At 60.8% G+C, this 18,790-nt stretch carries 20 protein-coding genes; 8 read left to right on the top strand and 12 right to left on the bottom strand.

The features are described from left to right. Positions 1-4: 4 nt before the first annotated feature. Both IFT76_RS07765 and IFT76_RS07760 read left to right on the top strand, forming a co-directional pair. Positions 5-475: an RNA methyltransferase gene (locus IFT76_RS07765; RefSeq protein WP_049862310.1), complete on the top strand. Its 471-nt coding sequence runs from the start codon at positions 5-7 to the stop codon at positions 473-475. 65 nt (positions 476-540) lie between these two features. After that, positions 541-906 carry a YgaP family membrane protein gene (locus tag IFT76_RS07760; RefSeq protein WP_122476633.1) on the top strand — a complete coding sequence of 122 codons (366 nt, stop codon included), beginning with the start codon at positions 541-543 and terminating at the stop codon, positions 904-906. Positions 907-990: 84 nt separating this feature from the next. On the opposite strand, the gene IFT76_RS07755 is transcribed toward IFT76_RS07760, so the two are convergent. Then, positions 991-1,440, bottom strand: coding sequence for a YcgN family cysteine cluster protein (locus tag IFT76_RS07755; RefSeq protein WP_122476635.1), 450 nt, complete (start codon positions 1,438-1,440; stop codon positions 991-993). 187 nt (positions 1,441-1,627) lie between these two features. Between IFT76_RS07755 and IFT76_RS07750 the strand changes: the two genes are divergently transcribed. Then, positions 1,628-2,221 carry a nitroreductase family protein gene (locus IFT76_RS07750; protein ID WP_122476637.1) on the top strand — a complete coding sequence of 198 codons (594 nt, stop codon included), beginning with the start codon at positions 1,628-1,630 and terminating at the stop codon, positions 2,219-2,221. Positions 2,222-2,275: 54 nt separating this feature from the next. Here the strand turns inward: IFT76_RS07750 and IFT76_RS07745 are convergent, their stop codons facing one another. The 3 genes from IFT76_RS07745 to rnd form a co-directional block, all read right to left on the bottom strand. Then, positions 2,276-3,211, bottom strand: coding sequence for a D-2-hydroxyacid dehydrogenase (locus IFT76_RS07745; protein ID WP_192057832.1), 936 nt, complete (start codon positions 3,209-3,211; stop codon positions 2,276-2,278). Between the two features lie 78 nt (positions 3,212-3,289). Beyond that, entirely contained in the window at positions 3,290-3,583 is a 294-nt protein-coding gene (locus IFT76_RS07740) for a YcgL domain-containing protein (RefSeq protein ID WP_122476641.1), read from the bottom strand. Further along, positions 3,580-4,713, bottom strand: a complete 1,134-nt coding sequence (gene rnd / locus IFT76_RS07735) for a ribonuclease D (protein WP_192052755.1) — start codon at positions 4,711-4,713, stop codon at positions 3,580-3,582. Before rnd ends, IFT76_RS07740 begins: the two co-directional genes overlap by 4 nt. A gap of 205 nt (positions 4,714-4,918) precedes the next feature. On the opposite strand from rnd, the gene IFT76_RS07730 reads away from it, so the two are divergent. Continuing rightward, positions 4,919-5,143 carry a hypothetical protein gene (locus IFT76_RS07730; RefSeq protein WP_192057831.1) on the top strand — a complete coding sequence of 75 codons (225 nt, stop codon included), beginning with the start codon at positions 4,919-4,921 and terminating at the stop codon, positions 5,141-5,143. Between the two features lie 54 nt (positions 5,144-5,197). On the opposite strand, the gene IFT76_RS07725 is transcribed toward IFT76_RS07730, so the two are convergent. The 3 genes from IFT76_RS07725 to IFT76_RS07715 all read right to left on the bottom strand — a co-directional run bounded on the left by IFT76_RS07725 (position 5,198) and on the right by IFT76_RS07715 (position 7,298). Then, a complete protein-coding gene (locus tag IFT76_RS07725; protein ID WP_244647915.1) occupies positions 5,198-5,806 on the bottom strand; it encodes a hypothetical protein in 609 nt (202 codons plus the stop codon). A gap of 55 nt (positions 5,807-5,861) precedes the next feature. After that, the gene (locus tag IFT76_RS07720) at positions 5,862-6,680 is read right to left on the bottom strand and encodes a hypothetical protein (RefSeq protein WP_192057830.1); all 819 of its coding nucleotides are present in this window, start codon (positions 6,678-6,680) and stop codon (positions 5,862-5,864) included. Positions 6,681-6,899: 219 nt separating this feature from the next. After that, positions 6,900-7,298, bottom strand: a complete 399-nt coding sequence (locus IFT76_RS07715) for a nuclear transport factor 2 family protein (protein WP_192052753.1) — start codon at positions 7,296-7,298, stop codon at positions 6,900-6,902. A 185-nt stretch (positions 7,299-7,483) separates the two neighbouring features. Here IFT76_RS07715 and IFT76_RS07710 point away from each other — a divergent pair, with 185 nt between their 5' ends. The 4 genes from IFT76_RS07710 to IFT76_RS07695 are packed head-to-tail and all read left to right on the top strand — an operon-like array spanning position 7,484 to position 13,259. Further along, on the top strand, positions 7,484-8,677 hold the full coding sequence (locus IFT76_RS07710) for an ABC transporter substrate-binding protein (protein ID WP_192057829.1): 1,194 nt from the start codon (positions 7,484-7,486) through the stop codon (positions 8,675-8,677). A gap of 3 nt (positions 8,678-8,680) precedes the next feature. Beyond that, positions 8,681-9,550, top strand: a complete 870-nt coding sequence (locus IFT76_RS07705; protein ID WP_192057828.1) for a branched-chain amino acid ABC transporter permease — start codon at positions 8,681-8,683, stop codon at positions 9,548-9,550. Continuing rightward, positions 9,547-12,039, top strand: a complete 2,493-nt coding sequence (locus IFT76_RS07700) for a branched-chain amino acid ABC transporter ATP-binding protein/permease (RefSeq protein ID WP_192057827.1) — start codon at positions 9,547-9,549, stop codon at positions 12,037-12,039. Before IFT76_RS07705 ends, IFT76_RS07700 begins: the two co-directional genes overlap by 4 nt. Continuing rightward, a complete protein-coding gene (locus IFT76_RS07695) occupies positions 12,036-13,259 on the top strand; it encodes an amidohydrolase family protein (protein WP_192057826.1) in 1,224 nt (407 codons plus the stop codon). Before IFT76_RS07700 ends, IFT76_RS07695 begins: the two co-directional genes overlap by 4 nt. 22 nt (positions 13,260-13,281) lie before the next feature. On the opposite strand, the gene IFT76_RS07690 is transcribed toward IFT76_RS07695, so the two are convergent. The 5 genes from IFT76_RS07690 to IFT76_RS07670 form a co-directional block, all read right to left on the bottom strand. Beyond that, positions 13,282-13,974 (bottom strand): GntR family transcriptional regulator, encoded by a 693-nt coding sequence (locus IFT76_RS07690; RefSeq protein ID WP_122476658.1) that lies wholly within the window; start codon positions 13,972-13,974, stop codon positions 13,282-13,284. 76 nt (positions 13,975-14,050) lie between these two features. Beyond that, positions 14,051-15,622 (bottom strand): gamma-glutamyltransferase family protein, encoded by a 1,572-nt coding sequence (locus IFT76_RS07685; RefSeq protein ID WP_192057825.1) that lies wholly within the window; start codon positions 15,620-15,622, stop codon positions 14,051-14,053. Positions 15,623-15,836: 214 nt separating this feature from the next. Continuing rightward, the gene (locus IFT76_RS07680) at positions 15,837-17,159 is read right to left on the bottom strand and encodes an SMP-30/gluconolactonase/LRE family protein (RefSeq protein ID WP_342365572.1); all 1,323 of its coding nucleotides are present in this window, start codon (positions 17,157-17,159) and stop codon (positions 15,837-15,839) included. A gap of 470 nt (positions 17,160-17,629) precedes the next feature. Continuing rightward, entirely contained in the window at positions 17,630-18,013 is a 384-nt protein-coding gene (locus IFT76_RS07675) for a hypothetical protein (RefSeq protein WP_192057824.1), read from the bottom strand. After that, the gene (locus IFT76_RS07670; protein ID WP_192057823.1) at positions 18,010-18,222 is read right to left on the bottom strand and encodes a hypothetical protein; all 213 of its coding nucleotides are present in this window, start codon (positions 18,220-18,222) and stop codon (positions 18,010-18,012) included. The genes IFT76_RS07675 and IFT76_RS07670 overlap by 4 nt, the downstream gene beginning before the upstream one ends. Positions 18,223-18,790 lie beyond the last annotated feature (568 nt).

The following is an 18,790-nucleotide window of genomic DNA, read 5'->3' as shown; positions in this document are numbered from 1 at the left end:
GCACGTGGCCAACAAACGGTACAGCTGCATCGGGTTGTTCAACCCCAAATCCCCGGAAAACGTCGGCTCGGTCATGCGCGCCGCCGGTTGCTACGGGGTCAACTCGGTGTTCTATACGGGCAAGCGCTACGAGCGTGCACGTGATTTCGTCACCGACACCAAGCGGGTTCACTACGACATACCACTGATCGGCATCGACGATTTGCAGAAAATCATTCCGCTGGGCTGCACCCCCGTGGCCGTCGAGCTGGTCGATGGCGCACGTCCGCTGCCCGAATACACCCATCCGGATCGCGCCATCTACATCTTCGGCCCCGAGGACGGCAGCCTCGACCAAAGCGTGCGCGACTGGTGCGAAGACACCATCTACATCCCCACCACCGGCTGCATGAACCTGGCCGCCACGGTCAACGTCGTGCTTTACGACCGCTTGGCCAAAGGCAACAACACGCGCTCCGGGCCCAAATTCAAATAAGCCGATGGAACAGCGTGAAGATTTGGCAGTCAGCTTGTTATCACTGCCCTATCAGGAGATTCACCATGAGCGACAGCAAAACCGTGGACGTCATCAAATCCGTTACCCAGCCCGACTACCATAACGTCAAGGGTTGGGAACGCGCCGGCTCGTTGCTGGTAGGCGTCGTCTCGATCGGCAAGGGTCTGCGCCGCGGCGGGATCTTCGGTCTGATCCAGGTGGCCATTGGTGGCGCAGCCCTGGCCCGCGGCTGGAGCGGTCACTGTGCAGCCAAGTCGCTGGCCGAGAAAGGCCGCAGCGATCTGGAAGAGATCCGCAACAAGATCGAACGCGCTGGCGAAGATCTGCTGAACCTGAAGAAAAATGCCGATTCGGCGACCGACACCGCTACCGTGACTGGCGAAGACCCGGCGGTAACGCCAAAGATCTGAGTGCCTCGAGCGTCAACCGCGCCCCTCTGCATGTCATGCTGCAGCGGGGCGCAGCTTTATCTGCCGAGCGACCAGCGCGACGAATCAACCCGCGCGAAAGATCAAATAGTCTTCCCAATCGTCTTCGTCGACATCCTTCTCGCTGACCATTTTGCCGGACTGCGAAATACGCTGTTTGTGCACCTGTTCGCGGTCACCGCAGACCAGATGATGCCAAAGCGGCAGGTCCTGGCCCTGGCTGACCAGGCGATAACCGCAGGTCGGTGGTAGCCATTTGAATTGGTCGGCCTGGCCCGGCGTCAGCTGGATGCAGTCCGGCACGAAAGACTTGCGCCGCGGATAGTCGCTGCACTGACAGGTCTTGAGGTCGAGCATCTTGCAGGCCACACGCGTGTAGTAGACGCTCTCGTCGTCTTCGTCCTCGAGCTTCTGCAGGCAGCACAGGCCACAACCGTCGCACAGGGATTCCCACTCGAGCGGATCAAGTTGCTCGAGCGTCTTGCGCATCCAGAAGGGTTCGACGATGGCAGCCATGTGACCGAGAGTCCTGTACGAAATTGACGGCTCAGGCGCGGGCAGTACCTGAAAGGGCCGCCAGTCTAGTGCGCCCTGCAGCGCGGGCCAAGCTCTGGCGACTGCCGGTAAGCTTCACTTGTCAGGCGCGATCGATTCGCAGTAGTTTTTACCCCCTGCCCTCCATCACCCTTCAATCAGGAATGCCATGAGCGCCAATCCCCGCATCGCCGACTATGCCATCCACGAGCAATTCATCAATCGCTGGTCGCCGCGCGCGTTCGAGCCGGTCGAAATCGAACAGGATACCCTGCTCAGCTTCTTCGAAGCCGCCCGCTGGGCCGCCTCGGCCTACAACTCGCAACCCTGGCGCTTTCTCTACGCGCGCCGCGGTACGCCGAACTGGGAGCGCTACCTGGGCCTGCTCAATGAATTCAACCGTTCCTGGGCGCAGCACTCGTCGGCCATCGTGATCATCGCCTCGAAGACCACCTTCACCGCCCCCGGCGCCACCGAAGAATCGCCGGCGTTGTGGCACACCTTCGACACCGGCTCGGCCTGGGCGCACCTTGCGCTGCAAGCCAGCATCAGCGGCTGGCACACCCATGGCATGGCCGGCTTCGATCAGGATAAAACCCGTGAAGAGCTGAAGATCCCGGCTGAATATGCCGTGCATGCGGCCGTGGCCATCGGCAAGCTGGGTGACAAGGCCACCCTGGCCGAGTACCTGCAAGGTCGCGAACTGCCCAGCCCACGCCTGCCGTTGAGCCAGCTGGTGGCCGAAGGCGATTTCACGCTGTAAGCCAACCCGTAGACCGATGGGGCGGCAGACTCTGCGCCGCCGCCCCTGACCCACTCAATACCCGCGAGCGAAATCCACTTCGCCGCGCAGCGCCTTGCCGTCCTGCCACGCCTGCAGGTTCTCGACGAACAGCTCGACCATGGCCGATGGCGAGGTTGGCGCTGCGCTGTGGCCGGTGAGCAGCAAGCCCCAGGCCGTCCAGAACGGGTGCTTGACCGGCAGCGGCTCCTGACGACAGACGTCGATCACAGCCCCAGCCAGGTGCCCTTCCTTGAGCGCTTCCACCAGATCGGCATCCACCACCGCCACGCCGCGCCCGGCATTGATGAACAGCGCCTGCGGCTTGAAGCGCTTGAACAGCGCGGCGTCGAACAGATCGTGAGTCTGCACGGTGTCGGGCAGCAAGTTGATGACGTAGTCGGCTTCTTCCACCAGACGCCCGAGCTCATCGAGCGGCGCCACCTCGATGAACGGTGACAATTCTCTCGCTGTGCTGGCTACCCCCAGCAGCGTGACGCCGAAGGGTTGCAGGAACCTCGCCACGGCCTGGCCGATCTCGCCGACGCCGACAATCAGCACGCGACGCCCGGCCAGACTGCAACCGGGGCGCGGATCCCACTTGCGCTCGACCTGGCTGACCAGCCGCGCCAGCACTTCGCGCTCATGGCCCAGCATGTAGGTCAGCATGTACTCGGCCATGACCTGGCCAAAGATGCCCACGGCGCGGGTCAGGCGATAGGCACGCGGCAGGCCTTCGCCCAATAGCGGGGTGATGCCCGCCCACGTCGACTGCGCCCATTGCGGGGTCGCGCCGGTGCGCAGCAGGTTGACGAACAGGTCCGGCTGGCCGAGCCAGACCGGGCAGTCCGCCGCCAGCCGCGCCAGCTCGGCAGGGTCGCCGCTGGTGTGTATATTCAAATGGGGAGCAGCTGCGCCGAGCAACTTGGCGTAAACGGCATAATCGTGTTCGGCGATCAGAACGCGGGTCATTGCGAGGCCTTGGTCAAGACAGCTGCGCGACCCCGTATCGGCAGGGCGGCAGCAGGCAGGTTGGTCAGATAAGGAAAGTCAGATGGGGTCGTTGCGGCGCAGCAGCTCTTCGGGAAGATGCTCGATGTACTCGTCTTCGGCAGGCGGCATCTGCAGGTGGTAACCCTGTGTTTCCAAGTGTTCGAGCACCAGGTTGATGTCTTCGCGCGCCAGGGCACGTTCCGGGCTGAGCACCAGATCGAAGGCGTGCACCGGTTTGCCGAACACGCTCAACAGGCCTTCGGGAACGCGCTCGAGCGCATCGCTCTTGAGCACATAGAGGTACATTCCGTTCTTGCACGGGCTACGGTAGATCGAACAGATACGTTTCATGGCTGGTCTCCAGCGGTGGCCAGGCTATCGAGCAGGGCCTGCCCCATGCGCTCGCGTCGCCATCCACGCAGCGAATCGGGCAAGTGATAGGGGCCGTCGGGGTAGCCTGTCTTGAGCAACGCCTCGAGGGTCTTCTTGCGCAGCATCAGCTCGGGCGCCATGTTCAGACGCTCGGCTTCACGCTGGCCAATCGCACGCAACTGCTTGAGCACGGCCGACGCTTCGATCGGCAGCGGCTCGGGCAGCACCGATGGCCACTGCTCGGGTGCAACGCTGGCCGCAGCCTTGATCAACGCCAGAATCTGCTCGCCATCCTGGCGGACGGTGCGCGGATGCATGTCTTCGATCTTGGCCAGCGTCTGCAGGTTATCCGGTTGCAGCTTGGCCAGCGGCCACAGCGACTGCTCGCGCACGATGCGGTTGCGCGGCAGGTCGCGCGCACGGGCTTCCCGTTCGCGCCACGCGCACAGTTCGCGCAGTACCGCCAGTTGCGCGCGTGACAGTTTCCAGGCCAGCTTGGCGTCACGGTACAACTCGTCGGGGTTCACTTCGCGGCGCAGCTGTGCCACCAATTCGGCGCCGTCTTCGAGGACCCAGGCGTACTTGTCCTCGGACAGCTGCGGGCGCAGCTTCTCGAACACTTCGGCCAAGTGCACGGCATCCTCGGCAGCGTAGCTGACCTGGGTGTCGGACAACGGCCGCTGCAGCCAATCCGAACGCGTCTCGCCCTTGGGCAACTCGATGCCCAGCACTTCCTGGACCAGGCGCGAATAGCCCATGGAGAAACCAAGATTGAGGTAGGCAGCGGCCAGCTGCGTGTCGAACAGCGGCGCCGGCAGGCTGCCGGTCAGGCGCAGCAGCACTTCCAGGTCTTCGCTGCAGGCGTGCAGCACCTTGATCACCGCCGGATTTTCCAGCAGTTGGGTCAGTGGCTGCCACTGGGTAATCGACAACGGATCGATGAGGAAGGCGCTGGCGCCATCGCCGATCTGCAACAGCCCTGCGATGGGGTAGAAGGTGTCGACCCGCATGAATTCGGTGTCGAGGGCAACGTACGGCAAGCTCTGCCAGTGGGCGCAATGCTCAGCCAGGCTGGCATCGTCGCGAATCCAGTGAATATCGATGGCCACAAGGCTCTCCCACGAATAATGGCGCGCAGTATATATCGGCCCTGCTTCCACGGGGACATCCATGCGTGCCTGCGGTCGTTAATCCGGCGAGCGCCCGTTGCGGGCACATGCATTGAACGATCTGCCCCCAACGGGGGGTCGAACCTAGGCATCGGGTCATTTTCCATGGCCCACCATTCTGTCCACCCCACCCAGAGGTGTCGAGATGCCGGTAAAACACAACCTGTTCGCTGATCTGAAACAGAGCAAGGAAGAAGTCGAAACCCGCGCCAAGACCGACGATCGGCTTAGCCAGCTACTGACCCAATACCATGTCAGCGATGCCGACGTGGTCAAGGCCGAAGACCGCGCCGCGCCGGACGACGAGGTCAAGAAGCTCAAGGAAAAACGCCTGCTGATCAAGGACAAGATTGTCCAGCATCTGGGCTGACCCTACCCATCGCAGCGGCGCATGCGCGCCGCCTCCCGCTGCACCGACCCTGCTTCACAGCGTTGACGATTCGCGCTTCAGGTCTGCATGACGAAAGGGCTTTGTGGCCCCGGACAGCGATGTGGCCACTTGATCGAGCCAGTGCTCGGCAGTGAATTTTGGCGCAGCCCCGGCGAGCGTGATCAGCATCAGGCCAGGCAGCAGCGTAGCCGGCCCCAGGCGCTGCAGGCTCCAACGCTCCAGTACCAGCAAGAATCCAAAGGCGGCACTCCCCCCAATCAGCGCGCCCATGATGGCCTCCGCCATCGGGTGGATCACATTGCCCACCAGCGTCGCGGCGAACCATACCCCGAAGCCGATACCCGCCAAGGCCGCCGGCCATCGCAGGTACGGGTGAACCTGCCGCGCCAGAACGCTCGCCAGCACCGGCACCATCAGGCAGGCATTCATCGCATGACCGCTGAACACGGCAATGTTCAACGACGGCAGGCCGATACCCCAGCCCTTGAACAGGATCTTGCTGGCACCCACCAGGCCATAGGCGCACAGCACCGTCAGCAACCACACCGTACAAGCCGCGCGTGAACCGGCCAACCACAACCAACCGGCAATCACCAGCGCAATTGGAAACATCACGGTGATAGCACCGTATTCCAACAACATGCATCACTCCTTCAAAATCGAACAGGCGGCGCCAGGCGTGAAGCCCGGCGCGACGTCAAAGCGTCTTGTTGAGCGTTATACGCGAGATATCATTCACCGCGATGTACTTCTTGGCATTCTTCGACACACGCATGCAACCAAACACCAGCACGTAGGCACCGGCCAGGTCTTCCAGCTCATGGATGGGGAAACGCTGGGTGAAATCGTCGACCAGCGAACCGTCGACCACCACGCTCAAGTCCTGCCGCCCGCCGGTGTTGAGCCACAAGCTCGGCGGCTGATCGCCCGACTGCGCCGCGTCGGACACCAAGCCCCAGTAACCGCGCATGCGTTCCAGCTCATCGAACTCGGCGCGGGCGAACGGCACGAAGAAATCGCGCACCTTGAACAGCCCGCTTTCCACCGAAATCAACTGCTCGGAGCGACGAAAGTCCTCACTCAGGATCAAGTTCTTCAACAGCGTGCTCAACCGACGCTGACGCGTCTGCGCCCCCTGGGCGGCATGCCCGGCACTGTGCCGGCCGACCCCGTAGACCGGCTCGGCACCCTCCTCTACCCCGTGGTGACGCAGCGGCGCACCGAAGGCAAAGTCCACCTCGATGCGCTCGCCACGATTGACCACATCATCCTGCTCCAGCGTATCACCCCGATACGACTCACTTTGCGGGCCGCCCATGTCGCAGAAGTCGGCATGCGGCCGCGCACCGAAACACGACGCCTGGCCACTGCGCGCCGCCTTGCGATAGAACCCCGGCCCCAGGCAACGCGGGCACAACAGATTGCGCCGCATGACAGCCACGCAATTGGGGCTCAGCGCCTCGAATCCGGCGATGTCGTAAACGGTGTTGTTGATGGTGCACAAGGCGACGTCCATGCAGCTCTCCGGCTCAAGCGTTTGGTAAGGGAAAGCCGAAGGTTGGCAGGGGGTGGGGTGGGACGATAGGCAAAGGGGGGATTTTCAGATTTGTCCTACAGGGTTTCTTCAGCGCAGCCTATGTATGCAAGAGACCAGGGAGCGAGCCGGTAACCGGCTCACCCTGGACGCAGGTAGGGGCTGCTGGCCCCATGGAAAAAAATTTCGCGAGACCGCTTTTCAGGCCTTGGCAATCTCTGGCGCCAGCAGCCATTCGGCACTGTCATTCCAGACGTCCATGCGCACTATCTTGCCATTGCGTACCTCGAACCGATCCAGATAACGATTACCCGAGAAACTGCGGCCATCAGCCCACTCGCCGAACAGCGTGCCGTTCGAATACACCACGGTGTGATCGCCACGATCCATCCAGTCGAAGTTACCCAAGGCCTTTTTGACCCAAGCGTAACGTGAACCGTTGAACGCAGTGATTGCCTGGGGATCGGGCATCACCCGCCCGCCGGTAAAGGTGATCTGCACATCCTCACTCATGAACGTCGCAGCGCGGACCGGATCCGGCGCCATCGAAGCTTCGAGGAAACTGCTAACAATCTGTACGTCTTCGTTCATATCGATCATTGCCATAACTCCTGAATCAAGGGAAACCCGGCAACCAAGGATGCCTCTGCCTGGTGCGGAACGCTTTATTTTGGCGCGTAAACAGGCGCTCGGATGGCTAGTTAAGCCGTTTTCAAGGATGTAACGACTGGCACCCTACTTGCTAGCAATAAATATGCAAATGCTAGCAATCAGGAGAGTAAACCATGGCCACCTGGCTTCCAAACCTGCAACGTCTGCTGTTCCCCGTGGCTGCGGCAGCCACTCTCAACCTGGCAATGGTTCTGGGCGCGCACGCGGCCGAACCGCCGATCAAAGTCGGTCTGGTAGCCGCCCTCTCGGGTCAGTCGGCCAAGTCGGGCGAAGCCTTGACCCGCGGCCTGAGCATGGCCATCAATGAGGTCAACGCCCGTGGCGGCGTGCTTGGCCGGCAGTTGGAGTTGGTGCGCCGTGACGACGAAAGCAACCCGTCCAAAGGTATGCTCGCCGCCCGCGAACTGGTCCAGCGCGAGAAAGTCACCGTGCTGTTCGGCGGCTTGGACACGCCGGTTTCTCTGGCAATCGTACCGCTGGCCAATCAGCTGAAAGTACCGTTCATGGGCATCTGGGCGGCAGGTACGAAGATCACCGAGAACGGCGCGGCAGATAACTATGTGTTCCGCGTCTCTGCCGTCGACGAGCTGGTGGACGAGGCGCTGGTGCAATACGGCGTCGCCAACGGCATGAAAAAGCCGGGAATGATCCTTATCAATAACCCATGGGGCGAATCCAACGAGGCAGGTTTCAAACGTGCCCTGGAAAAACGCAGCCTGGCTAATGCCGGTGTCGAGCGCATCCAGGACAGCGATCTGGATGTAGTTCCGCAGTTGACGCGCCTGAAAAACGCCGGTGCGGACACATTGCTGATGGTCGGCAATGTGGGTCCATCGGCGCAGGTCGTGAAGTCTCTGGACCGCATGGGCTGGGACGTCCCGGTGGTTTCCCACTGGGGGCCGGCCGGTGGTCGCTTCGGCGAACTGGCAGGCCCCAATGCGTCCAAGGTGCATTTCATCCAGACCTACGTGTTCACCGAACACAACGGCGCCAAGGGCGATGCATTGCTGGCCGCATTGAAAACAGCCTACCCGCAGATCAAGACCGTGGCCGACGTGACCCCGGCAGTCGGCATTGCCAATGCGTACGACGCGCTGCATCTCGCTGCTCAAGCCATCGAAAAGGCCGGCAAAACGGACGGCCCGGCCGTGCGCGATGGTTTCTACGCCATCACCGACTATGACGGCTTGATCAAGCACTACAAGCAGCCGTTCAGCCCATCCAAGCATGACGCCCTGGGGCCTGACGACTATATCTTCAGCCACTTCGTCAACGACCAGATCGTACCGCTCAAGCCGCAGGAGTAAGCGATGTTCACCGCCGCCATTGTTACCGGGCTTGGCCTGGGCAGCATGTATGCGTTGCTGGCGTTGGGTTTTCACCTGACCTACGTCGTATCGCGCACCGTCAACTTTGCCCAGGGCAGCGCCATGATGGTCGGTGCGGTGCTCGGCTACACGTTTTGCATCAACTGGGGCTGGCCACTGTGGGCGGGCGTGCCGCTGACACTGATCCTCTGTGCGCTGTATGGCCTGGCGATCGAGCGCTACCTGGTGCGACCTTTCCACAGCCGCGGCTCGCAGGCCTGGCTGATGGCAACGGTGGCGGGCGGAATCCTGGTGGACAACCTTGCGCTGTTTACCTTCGGCAAGGAGCCTCGACAGTTCGAAAGCGCCTTGGTGAACCTGAATGTCGAGCTGTTCGGCAGCCACATCAGTGCCCTGCAATTGCTGATTCCGCTAGCAGGCGCTGCCGTCGCCTTGGCGCTGCATCTGGTGCGGCGTTACACCCGGCTGGGCAAGGTACTCGAAGCCTGCGTGCAGAATCCGCGCGCCGCGATGTTGATGGGCATCAACGTCAATCGTGTGGTGGCCATCGCCTTTGCGTTGTCGACCGTCTTCGCGGGGGTGGCGGGCCTGCTGATTGCGCCGCTGTTCAGCGTCAACGCGGAAATGGGCATGTTGTTCGGCCTGAAAGCCTTTGCGGTAGCGATTCTGGGCGGCATCGGCAGCGCCGGCGGGGTCTTTGCCGCCGGATTGCTGTTCGGCCTGACCGAAGCATTGATCACCTTGTACTTCGGCTCGGCATTCACCCAGATATTTACCTTCGCGCTGGTCATTCTGGCGCTGGCGATTCGTCCCAACGGTCTGTTTGGCAGCCGGGCATTGGTGAAAGTATGAACAACCTCAAAACCCTGGTCGCTCCGGCGTTCATCGCCTTGCTCGCTGTGCTGTCTGGCGTCCTGGCATTCACCCTCGACAGCTACTCGCTGTTGGTTTTCACCCTCTGTGCGCTGGCGGCAGTGGTCGGTGTGGGCCTGAACATCCTGATTGGCCTGAGCGGGCAAATTTCCTTCGGACATATCGCGTTCTACGCGATTGGCGCTTATGTATCGGCCCTGCTGAGCATGGCGGGATGGTCGTTGTGGCTGGCCCTGCCGATGGCCGGTGCCGTGGCGGGTCTGATCGGCGCGCTGTTGGCGATCCCCGCGCTTCGGGTCAGCGGCCCGTATCTGGCGATGATCACCATCGCCTTCTCGTTCGTGGTGCACCACGGCTTGATCGAATGGCGGGATGTAACAGGAGGCTCAAATGGCCTGATGGGTATCCCGTTGCCGGAGTTCGCCGGCCTCGATCCGGCGATCCTGCTCGCGCTGCTGGCCGCCGCGCTGATGATCGGCGCGCTATTGTTCTATCGGCGCCTGAGCCAGAGCGGCTGGGGCAAGGCCATGCTGGCGGTGAAAACCTCGGAAATCGCCGCGCGCTCGCTGGGCTTCAACCCGGTGATAAGTAAAACCCTGGCATTCGCATTGTCGGCGGCCTTGACCGGGCTGGCAGGTGGTTTGCTTGCGCCCTTGCTGATGTTCATCAACCCGGAGTCCTTCCCCTTCTCCCAATCCATCCTGTTCGTTCTGGCCGTGATCGTGGGCGGCAGCGGTATGCTGTTCGGGCCGCTGATCGGTGCCGTGTTGATCGTGTTGGTGCCGGAACTGCTGTCGGATTTCGCCGAATACCGGTTGCTGATCTTCTCCATACTGCTGCTGATCGTACTGTGGATCGCGCCCAACGGCTTGCTCGGTGCCCTCGCCCGGCGCGTGATCAAACCCGCTCGCCTGGTGCCGCCGACGTGCATCGATCACGCACGCGTCGCCGCTCATCTGCGCAGCCGCGGCCCGTCCTCAGGGCTGCGGGTTACCGATATCGGCATCCGCTTCGGCGGCGTACAGGCTGCGCAACACGTCAGTCTGCAGGCACCCGCCGGCAGTATCACCAGCATCATCGGCCCAAACGGCGCGGGCAAAACCACGGTTCTGAACATGATCAGCGGGTTTTACGCACCGGACAGCGGCCAGATCGAATTGCAACAACCGCTGGCTGGGCTGCCTGCCTGGAAGACGGCCCGGGCCGGCATTGCCCGTACGTACCAGACCACCTTGTTGTTCGGCGAACTGTCCGTGCTCGACAACCTGCTCGTGGCGATGCAGAAGGGGCGCCTGGGCCTGCCGTTCAGCCGTGCCCTGGAAACGCAACGCAGCCTGGCGCTGGAGTTGCTGGCGCTGGTGGGCTATCGCGGCGAAGTGAACATTGCCGCCGAGGATTTGCCCCACGTAGACCGCCGCCTGGTGGAAATAGCCCGGGCGCTGGCGACTGCACCGACCGTGCTATTGCTGGACGAGCCGGCGGCAGGCCTCAGCCGTCGCGACACCGACGACCTGGCGGTACTGCTGCGCAAGCTGGCGGATTTTGGCCTCACGGTGATTCTGGTCGAGCACGACATGGCACTGGTGATGTCGGTGTCCGAGCATTTACTGGTGCTCGACGCGGGCAAGCCGATTGCGTCGGGGCCACCCTCGGAAATCCGCCAGAACCCGCAAGTGATCGCCGCGTATCTGGGCGGCACCGACTACCAAGCCACCCCCCGCGCGCAACCCTGGGCGGGTAGCCGCGACGCGCGTTTGTACGTCAAGGATCTGGTCATTGATTACGGCGCGTCCGCCGTGGTCAACAAGGTCAATCTGCTGGTGAATCCCGGCGAACTGGTGGCCATCCTCGGCGCGAACGGCGCGGGTAAATCCAGCATCCTGCAATGCCTGGCCGGCCTGCATCGCGCCAGCAGCGGCAGCATCCTGCTCGACAACGAAAACATCGAACAGACCAGTGCCAGCCTGATTGCCGCACAGGGCCTGGCGTTGGTACCCGAAGGTCGTCAGGTCTTTCCTTACCTGAGCGTGCGCGACAATCTGTTGCTGGGTGGTTACTCACGTCGCGAAGCCTTCGATACCGACGCTGAAATCGAGGCCATCCTCAAGCGCTTCCCTCGTCTGCGCGATCGCATCGACAACCCGGCCGGTCTGCTGTCCGGTGGCGAGCAACAGATGGTCGCGGTGGGTCGCGGCCTGATGGCAAAGCCGAAAATCCTTCTGCTCGATGAACCGTCGCTGGGCCTGTCACCTGCCATGATCGGCGAGCTTTACGACGCGCTGGCTGCGCTGCGCGACGAGGGTGTGACCATTCTGCTGGTAGACCAGATGGCCAACCTCGCACTGCAAGTGGCTGACCGCGCGTATGTGTTGGAAACCGGAACCATTGTGAAGTCCGGCAGCGCCGCGCAATTGCGCGACGACAAAGATCTGGCCGCGGCCTACCTGGGCGAAGGAGTCAGCGCATGAACGCTTTGCAGATCATCAATGCGCGGCTTGGCGACGATAACCACCTGACCCAGCTGCAGGTAGAGAACGGCTATTTCGTCGACGCCTGGAGTGCCGACACATACCAGTGGGACACACTCGATCTGCAGGGGCAGCTCATCATGCCCGGCCTGATCGAAACCCACATTCACCTGGACAAGGCCTGCATCATGCAGCGCTGCCACCTGCAGGAAGGCACGCTGGCCGAAGCAGTGGCCCAGACCCGAGCGGCGAAAGCGGGGTTTACCGAAGACGATGTCTATCGGCGCGGTGCTCTGGTGCTGGACAAAGCCATCGTGCAAGGCACGACACACATGCGCACCCATGTCGAGTTGGACCCGCAGATAGGCTTGACCGGCTTCCATGCCATTCGCCGCTTGCAGGCTGACTATGCCTGGGCGATCAGCCTGGAGCTGTGTGTGTTCCCGCAGGAAGGGCTGCTGAACAACCCGGGCACCGAAGCGCTGTTGTGCGAGGCACTGGAAAGTGGCGCAACAGTCCTGGGCGGGTGTCCGTACATGGACAGCGACCCGCTGGGACAGATCCAGCGCTTGTTCGAATTGGCTACACGCTACGACTGCGACCTTGACCTGCATCTGGATTTCGATTTGAACCCCGAAGGCCTGACCGTCATGGAAGTCGCACGCTGTACGCGGCTGCATGGCTGGGGCGGACGCGTGACCATCGGCCATGTGACCAAGCTGTCCGCCCTGCCCAGGGAATCACTGACGGTAATCGCCCTCGAGCTGGCCGAAGCGGGCGTACAGGTGACCTGCCTGCCCAGCACCGACCTGTTCCTGATGGGTCGCGAGGTGTTCCACAACAAGCCCCGCGGGCTGGCGCCGCTGGCTTATCTGCACGCCTGTGGCGTGACGTGTTCGGTGTCTACCAACAATATCGGCAATCCGTTTACGCCCTATGGCGATGCCTCGCTGGTGCGTCAGGCCAATCTGTTCGCCAACGTCTGTCAGATGGGTACTGTAGGGCAGCTGCTGCAATGCCTGGCTTGGGTCTCCAGCGAGTCGGCACGCCTGCTCAGGCTGAAAAATTACGGCCTGCTACCAGGCTGCCGCGCCGACTTCATCGTCTTCGACGCGCCCTCACCCGCTGCGGTGATCGCCGAGATAAGCGCCCCGGTGATGGGTTTCAAGGGTGGCAGGCAAACCTTCAGCAGACCGGCGGGGAAGTTGCTGAGGCCGTGATCGAACAGGCAACGCCTGCGCATCAGCCACGCAGCGCTTGCTTGAGGTTGAACTCCTCCAGCGCTCGCTCTTCCAGCGCCAGCTGCCCTTCCAGTTCGTCCAGGTGTTCGAGCATGACCGCCACGGCCCGTGCATTATCGCCTTGCTCCAGCGCGGTAATGATTTCCTGATGCTCATCCGACGCGCACGACGGCACGTCGTTACGCTGGTACAGCGCCACGATCAACGAGCTGCGCACCATCAGGTTGCCCAGGATATCGCTGAGCACGGTATTGCCGCTGATCTCGCCGAGCAGCAGGTGAAATTCGCTCAGCTCGCGAACGATGGCGCGGCGATCGGTATCGCTGGTGGCTTTGCGTTCGTTACTCATATGGCTGGCAATGCGTTGCCGCTGTTTGCGCATCACGGCCGGGGTAATGGCCTCGACAATGGCCCGCTCGATGGCACGACGGGCGCTGAAGATGTCCCGCGCTTCCTTCGCCGTCGGCTGGGCAACCATGGCGCCGCGATTGGCTTCGATGGTCACGACTTTCTGCATCGCCAGGCGCTGTAGCGCGACCTGCACATGATTGCGGTTGGCCTGCAAGGTTTCGACGATGTGGGCTTCGACCAACCGGGTGCCGGGCGGCAGGCGATGTTGGGCAATGGCCTTGAACAACGCATCGACGATACGCTGCACCTCGAGCTGTTTGGCAGTGACGGTACTCAACCCCATCGTTTCCTCTGTTGTCTGGAAGGCCTCATGCCTATACACGAGATGCCCCGTATCCGGCAAATGCCCGGTTCGGCCCTCAGTCTACCTGGCCAAGGGCCGTACCCTCACCTCGCGGATCATGCATGGCGCTGCGCCGACCCTGGGCATCAATGGCAATGATACCGGCATGGCCCGTCATCGGGCTCTGCGCAGCTATGATTTCCACCTCATGGCCGAGCGCCGCCAGGCCTTCGATGGTCGCGGCAGGCATATCGCCCTCGAGCTTGAGGTTGTCGGTGCTGTCGAAAAAACTGCGGCCCAACAGAAAGCGCGGAGTCGCCAGCGCCTGATCGATGGGCTGCCGATAGTCGATGAGCTGAGTCGCCAGAACCATCTGCGTCTGCGGTTGGCCATCGCCCCCCTGCGTGCCGAAGAACCAGCGCTGGCCATCGTCCGCCAGGTAACAGGACGGGTTGAGCGTGTGCGCGGGACGCTTGCCGGGAGCCCAGCCATTGACGTGCTCGGGGTTGGCGTTGAAACCCGCAGCACGGTTCTGCCATAGCACCCCGGTGTCACCCAGAATACAGCCAGAGCCGAAGTCGTGAAACAAACTCTGGATGAGGCAGGCCGTGCGGCCCTGGGCATCGGTCGCCGCCATCCACACCGTATCGGCCGGACGTCCCGGCTCGTTCCACGGCGCTGCACGCTGGTCGTCGATGGCATCGGCATACCCTTGGATGTGCCGTTCATCGAGACTGGCGGCAAAATCCCAAGGCGTGTTCAGGGGGTCGCACAACTGCGCGTTTCGGCGCAGCAGGCCTTGCTTGATGGCTTCGACCAGGTAGTGGTAGTAAAGCGCGCCGCCGTTGCCGACCCGCGCGAGTGGCTTATGCTGCAGCGCGGCCATGGCTTGCAACGTATAAAGCCCCTGGCACGGCGGTGCAACGTTATAGAGATGGCCCTGGCGGTAACGTACCGAGATCGGGGCCACCAGCGGTGCACGCGTAGCCGCCAGGTCGGCCTGGGTCAAGCCACAACCGAGCCGATCGAACGCCGCACCGAAGGCGTGGGCCAACTCGCCCTGATAGAAGTCCTCGACACCGTGCCTGGCCAGATGCCGCAAGGTATTGGCCAGCGCCGGCTGGCGCAGCGTATCGCCTGCGCGTAGCCAACGCCCATCGGTTTTGCAGACACCGTGCAGGTCCGGCAACTGCTCGATGAGTGGCTGCCGCAATGTCTGCCAAAACAGCTGCGACTGTGAAACCGGCGTGCCCGCCTCCGCCACGCTGGCGGCGTCCTGCAACAGGTCGGCCCAACCAAAATTCGAACCCCACTCATGTCGGCTGATCGTCGCCGCCGTGTGCCAGCTCGCCAGCGCACCCGCCGTGGTGGCGACCGACGATGGCCCTCTCAAACCGATGACTCCGCCGTCGGGCAAACGCTGTCCGGCCTGCCCGATCCCCACGATGGTGCGCACCTGGGTGTCGTGGATCATCCACAGGGCATCCCCGCCCAGGCCGGTCATGTGCGGGAAGACCACGGCGAGCATGGCGCTGGCTGCCAACATGGCATCAATGGCAGTGCCACCGGCTTCAAGGATCTGCATCCCAGCGGCACTGGCCTGGGCGTGAGGCGTGCAGATCACCGCACGAGAGGAGGTAGCGATCATGATTTGGGGGCCCCGGCTTTGCTAGCTATCTATAAATTTATTGTTAGCAGAGCAATATGTGTGCCGTGGTTTTTACTGGTGGCGGATGAGGCTGGGGGTACGGATAGCAGCGGGATGGATCAAGGAGCTGGCAGGCGAAGAGGGATCTTCAGATTTTCTACCAGGGTTTCTGCGATTGAAGTCATCGGGGGCACCATCTGTGCCCCCCATCCGGTCAGTGTGCCGCGTCGAACTTCGGCGTGGCCTCAATGGGCGCCCTGACCAACAAATACGGCGGCTGCCGGGTGTCGAATCCCTTACCCATCCGGCTCCACTGCCCCAGCGTCACGTACACCGAATCGGCGGTCACGAATACGCCGTCCGGCCACACCAGTCGCGGGTCGCGCAGCACCACATCGAGGCGGCCATCCGGCCAGCGACGCAGCACTTGATGATGCTCGGCATCGGTCATGTACAGACGGCCCTGAGCGTCCATGTCCATCCCGTCGACCATCACCTTCTCTCCTTCATCCTTGATCTGCTCAGCCAGTTGTCGGTCATTGAGATTGAAGTCAGCAAGGGCCGCGGTCGGCAGGCTCCACAGGTGTCGACTGGTGAGCGGCGAGTAAAACAAACGCGAGCTGTCGGGCGTCAGCGCCAGACCATCGACGCCACCATGAGGAAATGCGCTGTTCTTGCCGTCGTAGCGCATGGGCACACCGTCGAGCTGGGTGACGAAATCTTTTTGCGCCACGATGGAGGGGTGACCGGCGAGCACACGACGCTGCTTGCCGGTGGCCAGATCCACCACCACCAAAGCCGGGTCGTCGCCGAAGGATGAATCGGCGACATAAGCGATGCCTTGGCTGCCGTGGGTGAGATCGATGCGCAGGTCATTCATGTGGCTGTCTTGCCGCAAGGCATCCTTGAGCTCGATGGAGGTCACGATGCTGTTGCTGCTCAAGTCGATACCCACCACCTTCGCTGCACCCGCCGGAATGCCCTGCTTGCCTGCGCGTTTGCCATCGTCGATCAACCAGAGGCGCCCACGCTTGTCCAGGGTCATGCCATGCAGGGAAACAAGCCGCTTGGCGTCGGATAGTTCAGACGGCAGGCTGACGGCGGCGGCGGGATAGGGAACCAGCTTGCCGTTGACCAACTCGCCTAGCGTCATGCCCGCGTGATCCTCGGCATGACGCGGAAAGCCAACAAACGTGCGCCCTTCCGGGGTCACCACGATACCTGACGGGCCTGGGCCGCTGAACGTAGCCACCTCCTGGATCGAACCAATGGGAACCAGGCTGCGATCGATGGTCTCGGCATGGGCTGCGTTCACTGCCAAAGCCAACGTCGCGGCCGCAAGGGCGGTGATCGAGGCTCGCTTCAATGGGTTTTTGGTCATCCGTTCCGGGCTCCTGCGGGATGAGATGGACTGGTCTGCACTAGGCTCTGAAACCGGTTTCAGAAATGTGCGAAAGAAACCTGTACGGGCGTCGAAGGGAACATACGGCGCGACAGGTTCATGGGTATTGAAGGGAGTTGGGTAGGGAAGTTCCACTGGATGGAAGATGACGTGTGGCTGGGAATGTACTGAACGATGGTTGACGGCCGGTGCGTTACGATCGAAGTCGGGGAGTCCGAGACGATCAAATCGACGCAGCCGTCGAACCGAGGCTTGATGCTTTATTCCACTGCGTGAAATGGTGGCAAAACAATAGTTCCCGAAAATTGTACATTTCCGGGGGCTTCGTATTTAGCAATAGTGGCGGAGAGAGATAGGGATTGGAACCCTAGGTACCGGTGAAAGTGCGATGGATTTCGAATCCGCTGGACTGAAACCTTTAAAACACTTAACCTCGGCCTCAATCTCATTTGACACAAGGTTTCTCCATTTTCATTTAAACCGCTGTGAGCCGCTAGTATTTACCAGGAGCCATTTGCGGGATCATTGAGGGCTCAAAACAACCCTCAGCAAGCCCCATGAACTGGCCTAGACAGCTTAAAAAACTAAAAAACCTAGTAAACAGATCAGCAGCGCTTAAGAGTAATCTTATCTCCCGAGTTAACAGTCAATTTATAATTATTTCTAAGTCTCTTCAGCACACTCAGGCTTTTCACAGACACCGCCATAGATATAGCGGTAGTTGTCGCCGCCACTCCAAGAACACTAATTGCACCGGCAGATCCAGTGGCTAGGGCGACACTAGCAGCGGGTGTGGCGGCGCCTCCTGTGCCAAGCGTAGCGACAACACCATAAAAAACTATGCCGATAGACCCAATCGCAACGACCCATGCAACCGTTCCTGTAGCCTTAATCCGAACGGTTTTTTTTGCAAGATCTCCTTCAATTATTATGGTATCTTCATTTCGACTTACCGCATCTGCTAGCTCAGCCTCTGTCGTAACGCTCATTTTTCCTCCTTGGATTTTTTTGTATCTGCAATAACAAATCCCGCAATGATTATAAAAATAATCATTGGTGGGAAAGCAACACACAAAGCTATAGCGCCAACTAATATAAGGCCACCAAACACAACGCCGACCATCTGCCCCAATAGCGGAAGGAGTAGCTTAAATACAATCACGGCCGTGATAATTGCAGCGATTACAATAATAATCATTCCACACATCCTTGCCACTGCGTTTCGTATACTAATATGCTTTTAGGTCCTGCTCCTGCTGTATCGGCTGCTTACTCTATCTCTTTAGCCCTAAATCACTACCCTGTGTCTGCCACTCTGATCGCCAGATTTAGAGGAGACTGGGTGAGCACACTAGGATTTAATAACGAGTTGGAGAAGTGTAATGTCGGCAGGGCCAATTTTAACCTAGCAATACGGTCTTTCAATCTGTATCTAGGTCTAACCCAAACGAAGTTGATCTGCAGAAAAAAACTGCCTGGCAATTACGCCAATCAGGTGCAGATTACAAGAAATCGCCTATAAAACTGCCACTCACTTTGCCGTCATCAGCGAATAATCTTTGATACCACGGAAAATTTAACCTAGCGGAGTTACCATCCAAACCCTTGAGGGCTACCAGTAGCCTATTGGTGTGGACTGCAAAGTCGAAGTTTATTTTTCCTCCATTAATCTATCAATCCCCTGTAACCGATTCTTGCGATAGGACATAATAACCTTATCACGACCACACTATATGGAGCTTATATGAATATCCCGGATGCTACCT

This window comes from Pseudomonas sp. CFBP 13727, from assembly GCF_014841915.1.
In the GTDB taxonomy this organism is placed as follows: domain Bacteria; phylum Pseudomonadota; class Gammaproteobacteria; order Pseudomonadales; family Pseudomonadaceae; genus Aquipseudomonas; species Aquipseudomonas baltica.
Note: the sequence above shows the minus strand (reverse complement) of the source record. Positions and strands in the feature narration are given on the sequence as shown.